Below are 20,821 nucleotides of genomic sequence, written 5' to 3'. Positions count from 1 at the left end.
TTGGAGGATCTAAAAAGCAGCTAAAGAGACATGGCCAAAGCTCTTATCGTTTTTAAAGGAACATACTAAGTAAAAAACGAGAGCTGCTTCGTTGCAGCCCTCGTTTTTACTTTTCGTACACTTCACTTCTTATTAAAATGTCATAAGCGTCAACACGAGTAACGGAAGATAACTCTTCTGAATTCAACGCTTGGAGTATCTCATTTTGCATTTCTTCAGCAATTGATTGATCTTCTGAAGTCGTAATGGAAATCGATTCTTGGTAGTTGATTTGAACATCCCCAATAATCTCATAATCAGCTAAAGCCTTCATAACAGCTTCAGATATGGAAACCATTTCTTGATGAGCCAGCTGACTATCGAATTCAGTGTGTTCTAATACAACATCCTCGACAGGCGGGTCACTAAATATTGTTGATACGATGATGGCTGTCGTCAAAATAGCCCCTGCCCCAACAGCTATAATTCTTTTCTTCAAAACATCTCCCCCTTTCTAGAGGGTATGTCCATCTAAAGACAGGTATTCCCTAAAAAGAACCATTCTCGTTTGAAATGGTTCTAAGGCAAAACTTCTTCTTTCTCACCTTCAATCAATCCTTGTGTTTCTGCAACCGCTTCTGTTGCGGCACCGAACGCTTCAAACCAGCTGCCGATAATGCCTAATTTCAATCCTTTACGCTGAATTTCTTCATCAGATGAGAGCTGCTGCCAAGCCCCGATTGCTCCTAAAAAGGACCCAATCACCTGCAGCCATATCCCAAAAACAGCCTGCCTTTCTGCCTCTAATCCTTCTTCCCCTTCTTCTGCTACTGTGATTAAATATTCTTCTGTAACCCCTTGGGCCTCAAACAGTGTCCCTACTGCTTGAATCCAGGTTCCAGCTAACACTTTATTTTCAGCAGCAGTAAGTCCTGGGTGCCTCTCTTTCTCTGCCTCATTTAATCTTTGCATTAATTCAACTTTGCTTTCTTCACTGATCTGTCCATTATCATCTAAAACGTTCTTTTTAAACGAACGATTGTATTTACGATTATGTTTGCGAAACATAGGCATCACCCACTTGAACTAAAGATCATATATTGTATTCATGCCTATTTATTTTGTTCATTGGCGCAAGGTTGTTCGTGGTTTTCCAGATGATTCACTTATGAGTTTGCGTCAAGACGTAAAAGAATCAATATCTATATATTAAAAAAGCCCAACGGAGGTTGGACTCTTTATCTTTAGTTTTGTTTAATATCATCAAGCGTTCCTGGTTCATTCGTTCTCGTACGTTGTTGAGACAAGGGAGCTCTAAACACGAGGTCTAACCAATCCTTATAACGAAACGGTGCAAAAGGAGACGTATAATAAGAACCGAAACTTCGCAAGCCGACCAAGTGAACATTTATTGTGATATAGGAGATGACAATGCCATATAATCCAAACATAGATGCTGCAATCATAAATGAGAAACGGAGCATTCTAAGAGCTATACTAAAACTATAAGAAGGAATAGCAAACGATGCTACTGCAGTAATGGCAACAACAATTACCATAACAGGACTTACAAACCCCGCCCTAACCGCTGCATCTCCAATGACGAGCCCTCCAACAATCCCAATTGTTTGACCTATCGCACGAGGCAGACGAATTCCAGCTTCACGCAATAATTCAATTGTTATTTCCATTAGAAAAGCTTCTAAAAATGCAGGAAAAGGCACTCCTTCACGCGTACCAGCAATGGAGAGAGCAAGTGTTGTAGGAATCATTCCATGATGATACGTCACCATAGCAATATATAAAGAAGGCAAAAATAGAGCAAAGAAGGCCGCCAAATAGCGGATGAGTCGAATCAGCGTTCCAATGTGCCAGCGATCATAATAATCTTCAGGTGACTTCAATAACTGCTCAAATGTAGTTGGCGTGATCAGTGAGTACGGAGTTCCATCAATCAATATGATCACTTTTCCATTCATTAAAGCAGCTGTCGTTTTATCAGGCCTTTCAGTATGCATTAACTGAGGAAAAGGAGATAATACATTATCCTCAATTAGCTGCTCTAATGTACCTGTTTCTAATACTTCGTCAGTCTTTATGCAGCTGATACGATACCTTACCTCATTGACTAACTCCTCAGTGACAAGACCTTTAATATATCCAATAGAATATTTAATCTTGGCTCTTTGTCCGATTTCTCCTGTCTGTATTATAAAGTTAGGATCGGCAATACGTCTTCTCAATAAAACAATATTCGTTTGTATATCCTCAATAAATCCATCTCTTGGCCCTCGGATAACCACTTCACTCTTGGGCTCTTCTATTCCTCTTTTTTCATACCCTTTTGTGCCTAAAATAATTACCTTATCCACACCATCTACTATAAGCAATGAATCTCCAGTCATAAGAAGATGGACTGATTGGTCAAGCGATTTAATTGACTGTACAGAAGAAAGGTTTATCACCTCTTGTGATAATTTCTTTATAAGTTCTTCATGACTTATATTAGCAACTTCACGTTGAGACATTTGCATAATCGGCTTAATAACACTATTGTCAATCATATCCCTGTCACTTAAACCGCTCACATGAAAGAGGGTCGCTTTAATTAGGCCTGCAATGACCATATCGTGCTGAACGATATCACTGCTTTCTCCAATATAACCTTTCACTAATTTAGTTAAATCAACTAAACCTGAAGAATCAATAGCATTCGTTTTTAACGGTTGAATCGTATCTCTTTTTTTCTTTAATAACTTCCTATACACATAATCACCTAGTTCAATGAAGTTAGCTTACTTTCTCCTGAGTCATATAGTGACTGATCAAAACGTCTGAATGTATCGTAATAACAGTATCTTTAAACAAACCATTTTCACCTTCCCACCGATCTTTTGTTTCTTTCCAATAGTGATAATTCTTTCTTTTGAGGAGTTTCTGAAAAGAAAAAATGTCACAGTAGTATTCTTCTTGCATTTTCGTAACAATTTGTTGAGATTGCTTTTTTATTTCTGCTTCTAAGATCTTTTCAATTTCCATTAAAGCTTTAGGATCATCTATTTGCAGCCCTGACATCCAACTTTCCGCAAAAGTTCCCTCTGCCTTAATATGAACATCAAATACATTTTTACCATTTTCCCTTTTATAATTAAGTTTTGTTTCCTGTGATAATATTTCAAAAACAAAGGGGTCACCGTTTTTCCCCTCTGCCTCTAAGATGCCATTCATCGCTTCACCAATTACCCAGTTATAGCCTCTGACATCTCCTTCATCTAACCAACCCATCATTTTATTGGTTGATCCATTAATAATGGCTGCACCTGAAAGCCTTAAGTCTCCTCTTTGCGGCTTATATACTCCGGGTATTAGATAGCTGCTGTTGGCAGCCACTTTCTCAGAGATCATTCCAATTTCTCTAGTATCGATCATCCCTAGCACATTTTGATTATTTTCATCTATCATATCCATCGAGATTCCCGGCATATCTTCTAGTGGTAATTTATCGATGTAAACATCCTTCGCCGCTCCATTAGAAATTAATACATGTGTTTTTCTTCTCATCTCATGGTCTCTTGTATAAAGATCAAGTACACCTGTAATGAAATCTTGTCTAGCAAGCTCTTCATTAATCACTATTACTTTTAAATGTTCGAAATTAAGGGATCTGCTTCTTCGAGAATTAATGTTACGAATCATCTTGAAATTGGTTGAACCACTGGATGTAATATTAAAAAAGGGTTGAACCCCACTAGTTCCGCCCTCAACATGCCCATTGCCAAAAGCAGATGGAATGGCAATATGAAACGTCGAATCAAAGACCTTAGGATTATCTCTGCTTGGATCAAATGCAACCCCAATAACAAATCCCACTTCTTCAAGTTCAGCCCGATCCCAGCATCCGGTTAAGCTTAACAAGAGAAAGAATAAACACGTTACCCCCCTTATTATCCTCATGATTGATAGCTCACATCCTTACCAACCTTCCCGGCCTTCCGTCTTCTGCTAAAGAAAAAAAGGTATCCACACCCTAAACTTACGAAATATAAAGTTAAACCCAGCCAGCCAATCCATTCTCCAAACTGAAACGTTTCAGTTATGGAGTGAGGGATAAAAGCTACAATGAAAATAAAGAAAATACTTATGGCAGGTAAATAGGTTGTGATCGCTTTTTTCTTTACAAAGTGCTTTTCTAGTAACTGAATAAAAATCAATTGGGAAATAGAGATCGTGTTAAAAATGGTCATGATCCAAACCGTAATTAATAAGGATTCCAGCCTCTCAAAAAATCCACCTGGTATTTCTATCTGCTTTGCTAATTCAACTGTTGGAAAAGTGATTTGCGTAGTTGTGTCAACACTGAAATTAGCATATGAAATAATCGTTACTAATAAATAAAGAAACATAATTAACATAATACCTGCCATTAAAGGGGATACTTTCAAATCACTTTTCTTCATGTAACCCATCAGGAAAAATAAGATTTCAAGACCTAAAAATGAAAATAACGTTACCTTCATAGTAAGCAGAATAGGAAATATTCCTTCCGGCATAACTGGAAGCAGATTCGTCATATCAGAGTTGATAGAAGTAAATGAAATTAGCCCTAAGAGCACAAATACAACAATAGGTAAAAACATGAGACTTAAATGAACGATTCCTTGGACCCCTTTTGAAACAGCATAGGTCGTAATGAACAACATGAGGGCAGCAATAACTTCTGAGGGTGTTTGGTCTAAAATGTACATCCTCATCAGGGAGGTTAGTATTCGCACTTCATAGCCCATTAAACATAAAAAATAGACTAGAAATAGTAAGGCAAGAACGGGAGCAAACCACTTGCCCACTTTACCACCTGCTATATATTGCAGAAGTGTCTCGCCTGGAAACTGCTGCTGCAGTTTCACATATAAAGCCACCAAACTCATAATGATTCCACTAGCTAAAAGAATGGAGATCCAGCCGTCTGCCAAACCTAATTCTGTTGCTAAAACTCTTGGTAACGTAAGAATACCAACCCCTATAATCATTGAAACAAGCGTCAAACACATCTCTCCAGGTGAGATAGAATAGGAAATAGCATGTTTCATTTTTCAAGCTCTTCTCTAGTTGATTTTTTAAAATTGTTGATCATCTGCTCTTTATTCTTTTGATTTTCTTCTCTCATCCATGGAAGTTCAACTTTCTTTTTATACCTCGTTGTGCCCCATTGAAATAGAGCAGCTAAAATAGTGGCGCCAATTGCTGACCAAATAACTACTCCCTCTGGTGAAAATCCTATTATTCGATCAGCAAACTCTTTCAATTCTTTCACATCCTTGCATAAAATAAGTTAACAGTTATATTATTTATTGCTTTATCCATTTTTATGTATTGAGTAAGGGATCAGAGACAGATTTTTCTAATATATTTGACCGAATCTTCCATTTACTTTATCTTAAAACTAACAACATCAATTTATATAGAAGCATCTCATACACAGAAAGCAGGGATTTCATTGAAGATAGCAGTCTATCAAATGGATATCATACCGGGAAAGCCTGAACAAAACCGAAAGAAAGTAGCCAATTGGGTGGAATCTGTTTGTAATGAGGATAAGCCAGATACGGTTGTCCTTCCTGAAATGTGGACCACCGCCTACACATTAAATGACCTGGAGGATTTAGCAGAAGATGAGTCAGAGACGACTATTCACTTATTAAAAGAACTGGCAGTAAAGTTTCAAATTAATATTGTAGGCGGTTCTTTTGCCACAAAAGAGGATGCAAAAATCTACAATCGTGCTGTTGTGATTAACAGAGCAGGTGAGCTTATTTATCAATATGACAAGATGCACCTTGTCCCTATGCTTAATGAACACCTTTATTTAGAAGGCGGCAAAAGCAGCGCGGGAATTTTTGAACTGGACGGGCAAAAAATGGGGTTAATTATTTGTTATGACCTTCGTTTCCCTGAGCTCATGCGAGGGTTAGCTCTTCAAGGTGCACAAGCTGTATTTGTTTTAGCAGAGTGGCCTGAAGCTAGAAGCAATCACTGGAAAGTACTCCAGCAAGCTAGAGCAATTGAAAATCAAATGTACATCATCTCTTCTAACCGAGTCGGCGAATATGATGGCGTTGAGTTTTGCGGACATTCTATGATCGTGGACCCGTGGGGCGATTTCATTCATGTAGCATCACAACATAAAGAGGAAACCGTCGTTGCATCTCTTAATTTAGAGAAGGTTAAAGAAGTGCGTGAGAATGTACCTGTATTTAAGAGCAGGACACCGGAGTATTATTTGCCACATTAGAAGATGGCCTCGCCCAGAATGTTCTAGGCGAGGCTTTACTTTGTATTAATTAAGCCTCGGCACAATTAAATACCTTGTCTTCGGTGAAAGCTCTATTTGTTCTTCGTAATTACCTGATTCATCACGCCAATGAATGGTTAAACGTAATTCGTCGTCTCGATTATTCTCTGCCTCTCCTAATGATAGATACATATACTCGCCTTTGCTGCTTATGTGTTCATTCTTTTCCCAGCCGTGAATCGCATTTCCGTTCCTTGATAGCTCCACTTCAGTAATAATCACCTCATGCTCCCCATTCCAAAAAACCATACCTTTCCACGTTTCTTTCAAACTATGTTCCACTTCATATGTTGTGGTCCAACTTTTATCAGCAGAATGACCGACCCACACAGGCGGCTGTAGAATCGAAATAATAAACCATGTTCCAATGATCATTCCAAGTAATGAAACCAACACCCAATTCACTTTTTTCATATCGCACCTCTATATATTTGCGTAGCTTCTATTTTAACATTTTATTCCACAAAAAAGACCGACCCTTTTCGATCGATCTGAACTTATTTATCTATTTCTACCTCGGTATTTATCATCACATCTTTTCTACGATATACACTCAACATAAATCCAATAATAAACGAGTAGTAAAGTTTCTCATTCCCGCCGTAACTGATGAAAGGAAGGTTCGCACCTACAAATGGTGCATAACCGAAAGACATTAGTGTATTAAGCACAAACGGAAATAATAGCAGCACTCCCCCGCCAACCATCAAAAGTCGTTCTTTCTCAGTTTGCATTTTCTTAAATGCGAGCAGTAATCTCACAGACAAAGCAGCAAAAATTACGAGGATGATAGAAGTTAATATCCATCCACCGTGATAAGTTAAAGCCACTAGGATCAGTTCTGTGTGCCCAAGAAATAGGTCATTCGTTAATTCTGATTTTGGGCCAAATAAACCGGCCTTACTTAATACTTCTTTCATCATTATGTATATATAGCCTGAGCCGTTTGAAGAAGCTTCTGGATTTAAAAAGGAAATGAAATTTTCAAGTCTATGTGAAAAGGGAAGAAAGGCCACAAACAAATAAGCAAAAAAGAATATGCAACCAGAAAGTACCCATAAAATCCATGACCTTACCTTATAATTTTGATTGGAGAATATGACAATTGTTGAAAATAATATGATGTACTGAACGGCAAGCATTGTCTCAGGTATTAACATAAAGCATCTTACAAATACAAACAGTAATAATAAACTCCATACAATACGTTTACGATCTGTCCATTTCTTCTCACTCATTAACCCTACAATAGTTATAAATAAAAGAAAAAGCAGAAAGTAATGAGAGATATTCATTCCTAAGATGGAGATAAACACTCTCCCATTCACCATTGAAGTAAGCCCCTCAACGTTTAAGGCAACCATATAAAATCCAGCCGCTAATCCAAACCATTTCCAGTAGTGAAGTACCTTACGATAATCAATGAACATCAAAGTAAAAATAATAAGGACAGATACACTTACTGATATTAACTGGGCATAGATATTCATTTGGTAGTCGAAAAATAGAAAAGGCGCAAAACTTAGCAGTAATAGGCTTCCTACAATTGAAACAAGCCACCAATCTACTCTTTCACGATGAAGCTTATTCATCTTTTGTCCAAGCAGAACAGCATTTCCCATCTGTTCAACGGCCATCTTCTCAGCTTCTTCCTCATGATGCCCCCTTTTCATAACTGTTTGCTTACTATGATTTAAATGAGACAGTAATTCTTTTTCAACCAGCTTTTGACCTTCCTTGGATTTCATTTGCTGCTTAACTGCATTTAAAAAAGTTTGGAACTGCGCATTCATACCCAGCCCTCCTTCTTTAAACGATGGGAGTGATGACTAAATCTTTCTTGCTGAAGTTTCTTCAATTGCTTCAGTCCCTGTTTTGTTAGTTGGTAGTATTTTTCTTCTTCACTGCTCCAATTACCTTGGATGGTTTGTTCCCTCTCAAGTTGGTGAAGAAGTTGATATAACATTCCCTCCTGTGATTCGAAATGTGTTATTCCCATCTGCTCTATATGCTGCAAAACCTCAAAGCCTGTTTTCGCTTCATGCTGTAAAGTCTGCAGTAAGTATAATTTTGTTTGTTCTTCGTTCATAGTTTGTTTAATTCGAGCTTTTACCTTCTCTTGGTTCTTAAAATCAAATGCCAACCCTTTAAAGTGAGTTTCGTCCATAGCTTTTTTAAAGTGTTTAAATTGATCTTCCACTTAGTTCACACCTCCAACAAAGCTTTGTTTCAATTTCTTTCTTGCTTGAAATAATCTTGTTTTTACCGTGTTTTTATTTATCTGCAGCAGTTCACTAATTTCCTGGATAGAATACTCTTCATAATAGTAAAGATAGATGACTTCTTTATACATAAGAGGAAGACTTAAAACCTTTGTTACTAATTCCTCTTCTTCTGTCCGCTCTATTAAATTACTTTCCGGTGTTCTTAAGTCAACCATATGTTCTATCATGTTACCCTCTTCGGATGTTTGTACATTTTTGGTATGCCAGCTTTTTAAATAATCTTTACTACTGTTAATCGCTATACGGTATAACCATGTTTTCAAGCTGGCACGTTGTTCGAATTGATCAATTTTTTGATACACTTTCACAAAGACTTCTTGGGCTAAATCTTCTGCTATATCTTGCTGATGAACATATGAGAAAATGAGCTTCAAAACACCATTTCCATATTCATTCATCAGCTCTGTAAGCAAGGCTTCTTTATCCATCTCTTTTTCCTCTGTCTTCTCATAATACGTATGCATCCCTTCCCTCCTTTCAATCATTAGACGATAGCTAACTATTTTTGGTTTTTTCTTTTAAACATATATTTCAACAAATAACATTACTGCAAAACTATTGTTATTTACCTGCTTTTCACTTGAGGAAAAACTTAGGCCAGCTGCAAATGCAGCCGGCCTTATTATTACCCCTCGATATCTCGCTTTCGATACCCCATAAATCCAAGCATGATTAGTCCTGCAGCAATAAGAGTTAAGATAACAAGTGTCCATCCATTTATCTCTTCAACCGGATATTCGGGTATATAACCAAATGGTGAAATCTTAGCCATCCATTCAGGAAATTGCAGCAATCCGCCTAAATACACAACTAAAAAAGAGTATCCGAGATATAGCCATGATAAGCCTGTAGCTTTTGGTATCCAGCCAAGTGCCAACACTGCTAGAGCAATCATTACCCAGATGGCCGGCAGATAGACCATCGCAGCAAAGAACATTGATGAAAATGGGATTGCTTCTTCTATCACTGTGTTGGCTGTACTCCAAAGACCAAGCATGGCAAGAAACAGCATAATGAAACTAAACAAGATTGCAAGAATCACATAGCTTCCTAGCAATTGATTCCTTGATACAACACGAGTCAGTAAATGCTCGCTTCGTCCTTTTTTCTCTTCACCTTTTAGTTTCAGTACAAATAATAAAACTGGCACCGTAGAGATCATTGACATAACTGCCATCAGCATTGTAGAGAATTGCTCTGTTAACGATACTCCTTCAACAGGAGAAAGCATTTCTACCAGCATTTCATTGCTAGTAAAAAACGACTCTAAATCGCCAAAGATCGAGCCGTATGAGACCCCGAGGATAAACATTCCGATTGCCCAGGCAATGATCGCTGTTCGCTGTAGTTTTACAGCCAACCCAAAAGGACTAAGTAAAAGCTTACTTGCATAGGTCTTCCCAGGTTTAGATGGTAAAAGCCCCGACTCTAAATCTCTTTTTGTCATCAAATACATAGCTAGAACGTAGACAATGACTGAGGCTCCTAAAGTCAAAATAATTGGCCACCAGTAATTATTCACATAGACTTCTGTACTTAAAATCCAGCCAAGAGGTGAGAAGAGTGAAAGTGTTTCATTACTAACATCTCCTACTGCACGAATCAAATAAGATAAGCCAAGAATGGTAAACGAGTAGCCTATTGTACCTCTTGAATTTTCTGAGAGCTGGGCGAAAAGCGTTGTAATAGCAGCAAAAAAGATCCCCGCTGAACCGATTGCAGACCCGTAAAGCAAGGATGCAGAAAGGTCCATGCTTTCAATCTGAAGAGCTGCTAAACCAAATCCCGTTAAAAGAGCTAACAGAATATTGGCTGCCACCATCATCGTCATCACGGAGCTTAGGTTCGTTAGCTGTCCTACAGGCAATGAACGAATGAGTTCAATCCTTCCGTCTTCTTCATCTGCCCTTGTATGCCTGGTGACTAAGAGAATACTCATAATCGCAGCAACAATGGCCGTAAATAATAACATTTGATGAGACATCATCGCGCCTTCAGTATAATGGTCAAGCCCATAACCAGGTCCGACCATTGCAGTCATCGCTGGATTTCTCATTGTTTCAGCAATCGCTTGTCTTTCCTCTTCATTTTGATAAAGATCAGTAAAGGATGTCGCTGTCAAAATAGTGATAAAGACGATAGACAGAATCCATATAGGGAGGCGCACCCGGTCTCGCCTTAAGATAAACCGAGTCATCTTGCCTGTATTTATAAATGCATGTCTACCCATCTTATTGCCCTCCATGAGCAGACGAACCCTCGTAATGACGCATGAATAAATCTTCTAGAGCAGGCGGCGAACTCTCCAACTTAACTAGACCATATTCGCTGATTTCTTTCATTACTTGATCTAATGTCTTGGCATCGACTTGAAAGCTGACTCCCCTATCTTTTCGTTCAATATTATAAATTCCAGGAATGTTCTCGAGATTTGTAATTGGTGTTTTTGTTTCGATAAACATTTGAGTACGTGTTAAATGTCTAAGCTCATCAAGCGTACCGGTTTCAATAATCTCTCCTTCGCGTATGATACCAACGCGGTCACATAACCTTTCGACCTCAGATAAGATATGACTGGAGAGCAGTACACTTTTACCGGCTTCCTTGGCTTCCATTACACAGTTCTGAAACACTTTTTCCATCAGCGGATCCAGCCCTGATGTCGGTTCATCAAGGATATATAAATCCGCCTCAGATGCAAAAGCTGCGACAAGTGCAACCTTTTGACGATTCCCTTTTGAATACGTACGGCATTTTTTAGCAGGATCTAATTTAAATGTTTCAATTAATTGATCGCGACGGGCTCTATTAACACCTCCGCGCAGCTTCATAAATAAATCAATGACTTCTCCGCCAGTCAGATTCGGCCATAGATTGACATCACCAGGGACATAAGCCAGCCTTTTGTGTATCTCCACTGCATCCTTCCAAGCATCCTTACCAAAAATGGCAGCAGAACCTTCTGACGCTTTTAATAGTCCAAGAAGAATTCGAATGGTTGTCGATTTCCCTGCGCCATTCGGTCCAATAAATCCAAAGACTTCCCCTTTATTTACTTCTACATTTACCCCATTTAATGCCGTGAACTTCCCGAATCGCTTCGTTAAGTTCTTCGTTTCTAAAATGGTCATGTATGTTCCCCCTCAATGTTTATAACACCTTATTCAAGTTTTGAAATTTATTAACCTCTTTAGTTCATAATATACAAAAAGGGAATCCTTGACAAGAGTTTATGAACTATTTCATTTGTTTTATTACAAATTTTTTATTAAACTATGTTATAGAGGTGAACATTATGGACGGATTTGAGCGCAGACGCGAACAAAAGAAACAACAAATTTTAGGAGCTGCTCTAGAGTTATTTATGGAGTACGGTATTCAAAAGGTCTCCATTTCTGAAATCGCAAAAAAAGCAAATGTATCACAAGTAACGATCTACAATTATTTTGAGAGTAAACATAAACTTATACATGAAGTCTTTATCTATTATGTCGACCAAGCTTCAGCTCAATTTGAGCAGACTGTTTTCTCAGATATCCCTTTCCCAGAGAAAATCAAGAAGCTTATTTTCAATAAAAAAGAAGTCGCAAAACAAATAAATGAAGAATTTTATCAATACTTAATGAAGGAGTATACAAAAGAAGAGAATTATATTGAGAAGATCTATACAGAAAAAGCACTGCCTTATTTTGAACACCTTTTTAAAGAGGGAAAAGAGCAAGGCTATGTAGATCCTAATCTCTCGGACCAAGCGATTATCTTCTACATTCAGATGTTGAAGGACTATGTGCAGCGTGAAGATGTTTATAAAAATATCCTGCCTCTTACTGAAGACATTACAAATATCTTCTTCTACGGCATATTAGGGAAGCGTGATGAAGACTAAAGAAGCCGGCTCCACCAATTGAGGAGTCGGCTCTCTTTGTTTACTCAGACTTTAATTCAAACCAGAGTTCAGCTTCTGTACGTCTCTTAAACGCAGCAAGAGGATTCTGATCATCTTTATCGACTAAGAAATAGGTATACCCAGTACGCTCTGCGCCGGTATACAGCTCATTTCCTAGGTCTGGTTCGAGTCCTGCTACAGATATAAATTCATCATACGTGTTTCCCGATTCACTAACAGCGTCAAACTGTGCATGATTTAGATCAAATGGTTCTTCTTCTACTTGATTAGCTTTAACATTATATTTAGCAAGTACATATTCTTGATTTTCACCGGGCTCATCATTAAAGGGATTTCCTAGACTGACAAGCTCCGCTGCCTCATCTCCGCTAATTACTTCTAATAATTCAATCTCAAGACTGACATTCCCGTAAAATAAATCATTATAGTCTAATGTCACACGTTCACCCATTTGTAATGGTGCGCTTCTCGTTCCAACCTCACTTGCTTCAGAAGGCTCTTCCTCAATATCAATATCTTCCCCTTCTGTTCCTCCATTTGAAGCTGCCTCCGCTGATACCTCAGTTGACTCTTCTACTTTTTCAATGGCAGCTTCCTCGCCGCATCCTGTGATTAACATTGCCGCAGTTACGGCTGACACAATTAACGCTGTTTTTTTCATGTGTAATCCCTCCGATTGGTTTGTTTTAATTAATTTGTTATACCTAGAGAATACCAAGGAGAAATGACACAATCATGTCAGCGAACAAATGTTTTATCAATAAAAAGTAAGATTTATTTCCTATAAAAAAAGAAGCGAGACCAAACTTGGTCCCACTTCTAATCTTTAATACAAGAAGTAAATCAATACACTTGTAATAATTCCTACCCACACACTTAATAAAATACAATAGCCCATAATATGCCTAATATGAAGCCCAACGACACTTAAAATAGGCAGCGCCCAGAATGGCTGAATGAGATTTGTCCATGCATCTCCCCATCCAACAGCCATCGCTGTCATAGCTGGATCTACACCAAGCTCAATAGCAGCAGGAATTTGAAGGGGTCCTTGCAGTGCCCATTGGCCTCCCCCTGAAGGAGCTAGAATGTTAATAAATCCTGCAGCCCAGTAAGTGAACACATTAAATGTCTCTGCTGTGGCAACAGAAGTCATCCCATTAATAATCGCATCTCCTAAACCCGAGCCTCCAAGTACAGCAATAATCCCAGCATAGAAAGGAAATTGAAGGACGATGGGTGAAATTGATCCTACTGACTGCTTGAATGCCTGTGCAAATTGGCCGAGAGAACGATGAAAGAAAAGGCCCATTGATAGGAAAAATAAATTGATAAGATTCAAATCAAGGTCACGTCCTGATAGAAAGACCCCCACTGTATATACAACCCCTATTGCCCCGATAAGCATTCCTAATACAGGTGTATACGCTAACTTTTGTGCAGGAGTAAGTGACTCTTTTTTAGGAACGTCAAAAGTCATTTGGTTTGATTCCGATGGTGGTTCATAAGAGCTTATATCTCTTTTAGGAGCCATCAGAATAATGAAAAGAGGGATTGAAATGGCTAGCACTAAGAAAATAATGATGGTTGAAGGATGAAAAATAGTAGCTGATGTAGGGATCACACCCATCGTTTCTTCTAAAAAATGTCCTTCTGTAGCAATTGTTAATCCAATTGAACTTGAAAAACCAGCTGTATAGAGCACTGTTGGAGCATACGCTGCCGCAATGAGCAGCGGAAAATGTGCTCGTTTATTCCTTTTTCCAATTTCTCTGGCAATAATTGCACCTACAACCACAGCTAAACCCCAATTAATATAATAAGCCGCTGCTGCAACAAGGAAAGTAACTAAATACGCTTTAGTTGGAGTGTTTGCGAATTGAGCTATCGCACTTAATCCCTTTTTAATAAATGGAACAGACGCTAACACCATACCCGTTAACAATAAAAGCACCATTTGCATCGTAAAAGCTAAATAAGTCCAAAACCCATCTCCCCATGCTGCAACCACTTGAACAGGCTCACTAGAATTAAAGAAAATCGCCACGGCTATAACAATAATAGTCATAAGAACAGCAATAACAAAAGCATCAGGTAAATATCTCTGAATCCCACGAGAAAAACGATCAGCCACTCGTGTAAGCATACATATCCCCCCTTTTTGTTTGTCTTGCTACTCATTGTATTTAGCCATGTAACTATTTATGATGAGTCATTAGGAGGAGATCATAAAAAAAGAAGGCATTCGCCTTCTTTAATCAAATTTCTTTGCGGTTGCACCAAGCGTCGCTCCACGAATGAAATCCACCCCATTAAACTGACTTAATTCATCTGCTCTGCCAGTGACTACAACACCAATGATCTCAATATTTTCAGGGACAAATTCTTTTTCACCATCATTGGTAATTCCATTGATCATCTGGTTGATTTCATATTCGAATTCATTTGTTTCTTCTTGAAGGTATTCGATCGTATGGATGAAGGACTGAGCAGAATCCTCTGCCGATAAACCTGCATAAGGATAACCACGTACCCAGCTGCCCATCAGTGTGTGAAGATGATCAAATACCACTCCCTCTTCCTCGCGTACACTATTCATTTCATTAAAATCGGTAATTTCCTCGTCTGTATACGTATCTATCCAATACCATTCTAATTGATCACCAAAGACGTCAATCACTTCTTCTAAAGGGTATGCTTGATCAAACGAAAAAGCCATTTCTGCTACCATATATTCCGGGATATTTTCAAGCAGTGGACGATCATCGTATACCTCTTTATAGTTGACTTCCGGGTGAAAGAACTCGATAACTCTCTCTCCTTGAAAATATGAAATAGGTCTTTCCCCTTCTTGGTGAGTAATGCTTGTCGATGTCACAGATGAGAGAGGCTTTTTCGTTCCAAACATGGTGTATTCAGTTTCTTCTGCTCCCCAGTTTAAGGAAACTCCATCGATATATTTCTCCCTATCCCTTGTCTCAATCGCACTAAATAAGGAATACGTATAGGAGGCCCCTTTTCCTTCTACATTTGCGTCACTAACCATGCTCCATAACGCATTATCGCCAGATTGGTCGATTGCCCTCTGTAGGACATGGCTTCCCAACCAATACAACGAAAATAAAACAACCATACTCGCGATGATAGATATAATCACTGTTTTAATCATTGATTTTCTTCTCGCCTTTTTAACAAGCTGGCCAAGACCTTCATTTCCACTCGAAAAAAGCTTTTTATCGGTCATCTTCTAACCTCCTGTATTCCTTAATAAATTGTTGTCTCGCCCGGTATAAATTCGTTTTCACAGTTCCCTCTTTCATACCCATAACTTCAGCTATCTCTTGGATAGACAGGCCTGTGCTGTACTTCAATAAAAGGAGTTCACTGTATTTCTCTTTCAACTTCCCGAGCACTGCTCTTACAACGCTCCCTTCTTCAAGCCTCAGAAAGGTTGATTCCGGTGTTGCTTCTTCTATTAGTTTTTCGACGTTAAAGGTAAGAAGTATTTTTCGTCGTCTTGTCTGCTTTCTCGATAGATCATAATAACGATTAACTGCTACTCGAAAAAGCCATCCTTCCACATTTTCAATCGTTACTGAGTCCATATACAGAAGAAATTGATACGCTGTTTCTTGAATAATATCTTCTGCATCTTCTTTTACCGCACCCATTTTGAGCAGATATGACCGAATCATGTTTAGCGGCTCTAAAAGCAGCTCCCCTACTTGTGCATCATTCATTCCCGCCCTCCCATCTAAGAAGCTCTTATCAGCTGTTCATAGTAAAGACGCGCTTCAACTAAAAAGGTGAACAGAGATTTTAAACAAAGGTATGTATGAACATTTTTTCATCATAAAGCAGGCAGCAACCCTCGTTGCTGCCCTGCTCTTATCGTTTATATTTTTCCAGCCATCCCTCTAACATTTCCTGCATCTTATCGCGGTAATGCACAGGTTCTAAGATCTCAGCATCCACCCCGTACTGCATTAACCACTGCAAAAACTCCCGATCATGATTTAATGTCACTTCAAATAATAAGCTTCCATCTTTATTTTCTGTCAGTTTCGGATTGACGAATAACTCTTCTTCTTTAATATAACGTGCAACCTCTTTACTAAACAGCACTTTAAACCTAATGTTGTCTTTCCCCTGAATAATTGACCATGTATTCTTAAAATATTGCTTTAAATTAAACTCTTTTTTATCAAAGGTTTGACTGGTCTGCGTTACTTTAAGGAAACGACTCATTCGAAAAGTAAGAACTCTTTTCTTTTTATGACAGTAAGCAATTAAGTAAAAACGGTGATCTCTGGGGATTAAATAATAGGGATCAAGTTCTCTTGACGTCGTTACATCCCGGCTTTGTGTATGGTAGACAACTTCGATCGTTTTCGAGTGCAGGATAGAGTCAATAACGGGAGATAAATAGTTATTTTGTTCTTCTTGAAAGGCAGGTGTTCCCATTTGAATAATAGAAACCATCTTTTGAAGAACGTCTTGCAACTCTTTCTTTTCTTTTTGGTGAGTAGCCATTGCTTTCTCATAAGCCGAATAGAAATCAGGCGGAAATAGATGAGTCATTTGATCAATTATCTTTGGAAGCATACCAAAGGCCATTGCTTCTTTCTCTGTCCAATCTAGAGGATATACCGAAAAGTTCCCGAGGTATTCATACCCTTTTCCGTACCCTTCATTGGTAATTGGAACATTCGCTGCGCTTAAGAGCTCTAGATCCCGATAAATCGTACGAGCAGTCGTTTCACAGCGCTCCGCTAATTCCTTTGCTGTAATCCCCGGACTTGATTGAATAAGGATGATAATCCGAAGTAATCGAATTAAACGTTCAGACATCTAATCTTCCTTTCTAGTACATAAACATAAAGATTTGGATTCCGCCTTCATTGTACAAGGGATGGAAGTAGAATGGAAGATATATTCTTATGAAACAAGATGCTAAAAAGGGCATTACTGCAAAAGAATTAGAACCTTAAACAATTAATAAGGTATATACAAACACAAAGCGGCCTTTTATCCCATTACTCAACCGGATAAAAGGCCGCTACACTATCGATTCTTCTAACATATACTTGTTAATTCCTTTCTAATACCATTACCATGTATTTATTTCTTCTAAGGTCCCCATGTATCTCATATCATCGATACATTTCGCTTTCGCTACGTCATTGGAATCAGTCCCTTCAAAGAGTTCCAAATTGGTGTAGCCATGCTCCTGCCTTATCTTACATATCCTATCCCCTTTCCTAAGAAGTTGTGTTGGGGTGTTGCTTGGGTGTTGCTTGGGTGTTACTAAGTATTGCTTGGTGTTGCTTGTCCTTACTATAACTAATTATTTAATTTTTGTAAATATTCAGATAAGTTATTTCGGACGGTTTTCCCTTATGATTCAGCTTCTTTCTCTTTATATCGACATCATTCTAATTAATTCACTTTTTTTCATTTTTTTAATGGACATGTGGGTTGAGAAACTGGAATTATATTTTTTGGGGTCAATTATGCGTCCATTCGTAAGGTGATTGCTCGGATTGATTAGATAAATGTATCTTTTGAAAGTTGAATTGCGTCCCTTTACGATTATTGTTCTAATTCAACTGCGGTATGCGTCAATACTCAGAGGTTTATCATTTTTCAGAGGAGAATTGCGTCAATTGGATTTAACACAAAAAGCTGCCTCATTTTATGATGAGGCAGCATCTAGCTTGTTCACTTTAGAATATTTTTCCCGGATTCATAATTCCTTTAGGATCCAGGGTGTGCTTAATTGATTTCATCACTTCATAGGCGGCACCATGTTCCTTTTGCTGATACTTCACTTTTCCGACGCCGACACCGTGTTCACCTGTACATGTGCCTCCCCGTTCTAGTGCATAAAGAACGATCAGTTCATTTAGCTCCTTCGCCTTTTCTACTTCTGTCTCATCTGCTAAATCAACCATAACAAGCGCATGATAATTACCATCCCCTACATGGCCCACCACTGCGCCCACAAGTCCTGTCTTTTCAATGGATGCTCTTGCATGAAGAATAGCTCCTGCAAGCTCAGTTATAGGAAGACTGACATCTGTCACCATCAGCTTCTTGCCTGGATGCCCGTGGATAAATGAATAAGCTAGATTGTGTCGTGCTTCCCAAAGTTCAGCGCGTGATTTTGTATCCATTTCAAAATGAATATCCATACAACCTAAGTCACTGACTATTTCTTTCATAAACTCTACATCTTGCTTGAGACCTGCTTCATTACCATGAAACTCTAAAAATAGTGTCGGCTTCAGTTCGTAGTTTCTTTCATTGGCAATATTCACTTGCTGAATGGAATGCTCGTCCACAAATTCCATGCGGGCAACCGGAATATTAGCAGCTAATATACTTGTCACTGCCTCCACAGCTCGCCCTGGATCAGGAAAAGTAGCTCTCGCTGCCATGATGCATTCTGGTATGCCGTGTACTTTTAATGTTAACTCCGTAATAACACCAAGTGTCCCTTCAGATCCAACCATTAATCCATTTAAATGCAACCCTGAAGAAGACTTAGCTGAGAGACCTCCCGTATGAATAACTTCACCACTCGCTAATACAACTTCCAAATCACGTACCTGATCTCGCATAATCCCGTATCTTACAGAGGTAGTCCCGCTTGCATTTGTAGCAGCCATTCCACCGAGCGTTGCGTCAGCACCGGGATCTACTGTAAAAAATAATCCGTACTTCTTCAGCTCTTTATTTAACTGGAGTCGAGTAATCCCTGGCTGCACTTTAATTAAGAAATCATTTGGTCTTACTTCAAGCACTTGATTCATAAGAGACATATCTAGAGAAATTCCTCCTTTATAAGGAATCGCATTTCCCTCTAAACTTGAGCCTAGCCCAAAAGGCACTACCGGAATTTCGTATGTATTTGCATAGTTTATGACCTTTTGAACATCTTCTGTCCTTTTTGGAAAGATGACCATATCAGGCAAAGATGGAATGTGATAGCTCTCATCACGGCTATGCTGCTCACGCATCGTTTGATTTGTGGTCACTTGATCTTCTGTTAAAAGCTTACTCAGTTCTTTCACATGGTCCATTTGTAAACACCCTCCAGAAACAAAATTTTCCGAATTATCATAACTCCACCTCTATTCTATCGTATTTTTAGATTTCAAGCAGTAAGATTCAAGGTCATTCCTTCACCTTATTTGCCTGCCTTTCATACAATAGTTCGAGTAAAATAAGGCGGTGAATTAATGAATACGAAGACAAATCTTATGCTTTTTATGGTTGCTACCCTTTCCATTTTGTTTGTTTTAACCGTCTCAATTATCAGCCAAAGTAAAACTCCTGCACCTGGTTCGGTCGTGTTTGATGGAGATGCTGCGATTAAGAATAATATCCAAAATAACATTGATTCTGAGAATGCAATTGTCGAGAACTCCATTGATAACCAGGTAAATAACGGAGAAACCAATGAAAATGATAACAATGTACTCAATAATATATCCGTTAGTGTAGATGTTACCGTTAGAAATGCCATCTCTAATCAAGTAGATAAAGAGGGTAAAAGTTCAAATGAAAATGGCACTAGCGGGGGGAATGGCAGTAATAATGGCAATGCTAACGGAGACAGCAATGGAAATGGGGACAGCGAAACGCCTGATATCGTATGGGGAGTGGATTCAGCAAGCTTAACAGATGATGAACTGTTAGCCTGTGTACGGGATAATTTCGGTAATCCCGAAGTATGGGGTCGTTATCTAGGGGACAAAGATGGCGTATCGTTTGGATTAACTCAGGAAGAAGTTGAATTGCTCCAATCAAATGACATTCAAATCCTTGTCATTTGGAATCAATTTAATGAACCCGTTGGATTTGACAAAGGTCAAAGTGAAGCATCTGCTGCCATTGAGCTCGCACGAGACTTTGGAATTCCTGAAGGTGTTGCTTTATTTGCAAATGTCGAACCGATCTATCCGATTGATGATCAATTCATTTTAGGCTGGCATGAAACGATGATGGAATCTGAATACAACTCTGGTATTTATGGCATTTTCAGCCCAAGTGAAGAACTATATACTGCATACGTTGCAGCTGCTGAACAAGATAGTACTATTTACGATGAAATGTACATTTGGACAGCATCCCCTAATGAAGGAATTACGACAGAAGCGAACGCACCTGCCTATAATCCAGAATTCCCTGAAGGAGGGCTAATCGGAGGGTGGCAGTACGGGATCGATGCAGAAACTTGCAATATTGATACCAACTGGTTTGATGGAAATGTATTAGATGTTTTGTGGTAAGTCT

21 protein-coding genes are annotated in these 20,821 nt (G+C 38.7%); 3 read left to right on the top strand and 18 right to left on the bottom strand.

The annotated features are described in order from the left end of the window. Positions 1-106: 106 nt before the first annotated feature. The 6 genes from BPOF4_RS04390 to BPOF4_RS04365 form a co-directional block, all read right to left on the bottom strand. Positions 107-478, bottom strand: a complete 372-nt coding sequence (locus BPOF4_RS04390; protein WP_012957864.1) for a hypothetical protein — start codon at positions 476-478, stop codon at positions 107-109. Positions 479-558: 80 nt separating this feature from the next. Continuing rightward, complete coding sequence (locus BPOF4_RS04385; protein ID WP_012957863.1) at positions 559-1,047, bottom strand: hypothetical protein; 489 nt, start codon at positions 1,045-1,047, stop codon at positions 559-561. Positions 1,048-1,223: 176 nt separating this feature from the next. After that, the gene (locus BPOF4_RS04380; RefSeq protein WP_012957862.1) at positions 1,224-2,747 is read right to left on the bottom strand and encodes a spore germination protein; all 1,524 of its coding nucleotides are present in this window, start codon (positions 2,745-2,747) and stop codon (positions 1,224-1,226) included. A gap of 22 nt (positions 2,748-2,769) precedes the next feature. Then, entirely contained in the window at positions 2,770-3,933 is a 1,164-nt protein-coding gene (locus tag BPOF4_RS04375) for a Ger(x)C family spore germination protein (protein ID WP_081457619.1), read from the bottom strand. Next, positions 3,930-5,066 carry a GerAB/ArcD/ProY family transporter gene (locus BPOF4_RS04370; protein WP_012957860.1) on the bottom strand — a complete coding sequence of 379 codons (1,137 nt, stop codon included), beginning with the start codon at positions 5,064-5,066 and terminating at the stop codon, positions 3,930-3,932. Before BPOF4_RS04370 ends, BPOF4_RS04375 begins: the two co-directional genes overlap by 4 nt. Further along, the gene (locus BPOF4_RS04365) at positions 5,063-5,281 is read right to left on the bottom strand and encodes a hypothetical protein (protein WP_012957859.1); all 219 of its coding nucleotides are present in this window, start codon (positions 5,279-5,281) and stop codon (positions 5,063-5,065) included. The genes BPOF4_RS04370 and BPOF4_RS04365 overlap by 4 nt, the downstream gene beginning before the upstream one ends. Before the next feature lie 192 nt (positions 5,282-5,473). Here BPOF4_RS04365 and BPOF4_RS04360 point away from each other — a divergent pair, with 192 nt between their 5' ends. Then, positions 5,474-6,268, top strand: a complete 795-nt coding sequence (locus BPOF4_RS04360; RefSeq protein ID WP_012957858.1) for a carbon-nitrogen family hydrolase — start codon at positions 5,474-5,476, stop codon at positions 6,266-6,268. A gap of 45 nt (positions 6,269-6,313) precedes the next feature. Here BPOF4_RS04360 and BPOF4_RS04355 read toward each other — a convergent pair whose 3' ends face one another. The 6 genes from BPOF4_RS04355 to BPOF4_RS04330 all read right to left on the bottom strand — a co-directional run bounded on the left by BPOF4_RS04355 (position 6,314) and on the right by BPOF4_RS04330 (position 11,744). After that, on the bottom strand, positions 6,314-6,742 hold the full coding sequence (locus BPOF4_RS04355) for a hypothetical protein (protein WP_012957857.1): 429 nt from the start codon (positions 6,740-6,742) through the stop codon (positions 6,314-6,316). 83 nt (positions 6,743-6,825) lie between these two features. Further along, on the bottom strand, positions 6,826-8,121 hold the full coding sequence (locus tag BPOF4_RS21100) for an FtsW/RodA/SpoVE family cell cycle protein (protein ID WP_012957856.1): 1,296 nt from the start codon (positions 8,119-8,121) through the stop codon (positions 6,826-6,828). Continuing rightward, positions 8,118-8,528 carry a PadR family transcriptional regulator gene (locus tag BPOF4_RS04345; protein WP_012957855.1) on the bottom strand — a complete coding sequence of 137 codons (411 nt, stop codon included), beginning with the start codon at positions 8,526-8,528 and terminating at the stop codon, positions 8,118-8,120. Before BPOF4_RS04345 ends, BPOF4_RS21100 begins: the two co-directional genes overlap by 4 nt. After that, positions 8,529-9,077 carry a sigma-70 family RNA polymerase sigma factor gene (locus tag BPOF4_RS04340; RefSeq protein ID WP_012957854.1) on the bottom strand — a complete coding sequence of 183 codons (549 nt, stop codon included), beginning with the start codon at positions 9,075-9,077 and terminating at the stop codon, positions 8,529-8,531. Between the two features lie 161 nt (positions 9,078-9,238). Next, positions 9,239-10,843, bottom strand: coding sequence for an ABC transporter permease (locus BPOF4_RS04335; RefSeq protein WP_012957853.1), 1,605 nt, complete (start codon positions 10,841-10,843; stop codon positions 9,239-9,241). Position 10,844: 1 nt separating this feature from the next. Next, the gene (locus BPOF4_RS04330; RefSeq protein WP_012957852.1) at positions 10,845-11,744 is read right to left on the bottom strand and encodes an ABC transporter ATP-binding protein; all 900 of its coding nucleotides are present in this window, start codon (positions 11,742-11,744) and stop codon (positions 10,845-10,847) included. A 164-nt stretch (positions 11,745-11,908) separates the two neighbouring features. Between BPOF4_RS04330 and BPOF4_RS04325 the strand changes: the two genes are divergently transcribed. After that, entirely contained in the window at positions 11,909-12,499 is a 591-nt protein-coding gene (locus tag BPOF4_RS04325; RefSeq protein WP_012957851.1) for a TetR/AcrR family transcriptional regulator, read from the top strand. Positions 12,500-12,539: 40 nt separating this feature from the next. Here BPOF4_RS04325 and BPOF4_RS04320 read toward each other — a convergent pair whose 3' ends face one another. The 6 genes from BPOF4_RS04320 to BPOF4_RS04295 all read right to left on the bottom strand — a co-directional run bounded on the left by BPOF4_RS04320 (position 12,540) and on the right by BPOF4_RS04295 (position 19,605). Next, a complete protein-coding gene (locus BPOF4_RS04320) occupies positions 12,540-13,181 on the bottom strand; it encodes a hypothetical protein (RefSeq protein ID WP_012957850.1) in 642 nt (213 codons plus the stop codon). A gap of 165 nt (positions 13,182-13,346) precedes the next feature. Then, on the bottom strand, positions 13,347-14,666 hold the full coding sequence (locus tag BPOF4_RS04315) for a short-chain fatty acid transporter (protein ID WP_012957849.1): 1,320 nt from the start codon (positions 14,664-14,666) through the stop codon (positions 13,347-13,349). A gap of 108 nt (positions 14,667-14,774) precedes the next feature. After that, positions 14,775-15,764 carry an anti sigma factor C-terminal domain-containing protein gene (locus tag BPOF4_RS04310; RefSeq protein ID WP_012957848.1) on the bottom strand — a complete coding sequence of 330 codons (990 nt, stop codon included), beginning with the start codon at positions 15,762-15,764 and terminating at the stop codon, positions 14,775-14,777. Continuing rightward, entirely contained in the window at positions 15,754-16,260 is a 507-nt protein-coding gene (locus BPOF4_RS04305) for an RNA polymerase sigma factor (protein WP_012957847.1), read from the bottom strand. Before BPOF4_RS04305 ends, BPOF4_RS04310 begins: the two co-directional genes overlap by 11 nt. Positions 16,261-16,408: 148 nt before the next feature. Next, entirely contained in the window at positions 16,409-17,371 is a 963-nt protein-coding gene (locus tag BPOF4_RS04300) for a helix-turn-helix transcriptional regulator (RefSeq protein WP_012957846.1), read from the bottom strand. Positions 17,372-18,246: 875 nt separating this feature from the next. Beyond that, positions 18,247-19,605: an FAD-binding oxidoreductase gene (locus tag BPOF4_RS04295; RefSeq protein WP_012957845.1), complete on the bottom strand. Its 1,359-nt coding sequence runs from the start codon at positions 19,603-19,605 to the stop codon at positions 18,247-18,249. 159 nt (positions 19,606-19,764) lie between these two features. Here BPOF4_RS04295 and BPOF4_RS04290 point away from each other — a divergent pair, with 159 nt between their 5' ends. Beyond that, positions 19,765-20,817 carry a glycoside hydrolase domain-containing protein gene (locus BPOF4_RS04290; RefSeq protein WP_012957844.1) on the top strand — a complete coding sequence of 351 codons (1,053 nt, stop codon included), beginning with the start codon at positions 19,765-19,767 and terminating at the stop codon, positions 20,815-20,817. Positions 20,818-20,821: the final 4 nt, after the last annotated feature.

It is taken from the genome of Alkalihalophilus pseudofirmus OF4, assembly GCF_000005825.2.
GTDB lineage: Bacteria > Bacillota > Bacilli > Bacillales > Bacillaceae_D > Alkalihalophilus > Alkalihalophilus pseudofirmus.
This window is presented reverse-complemented; position numbering and strand designations above follow the sequence as displayed.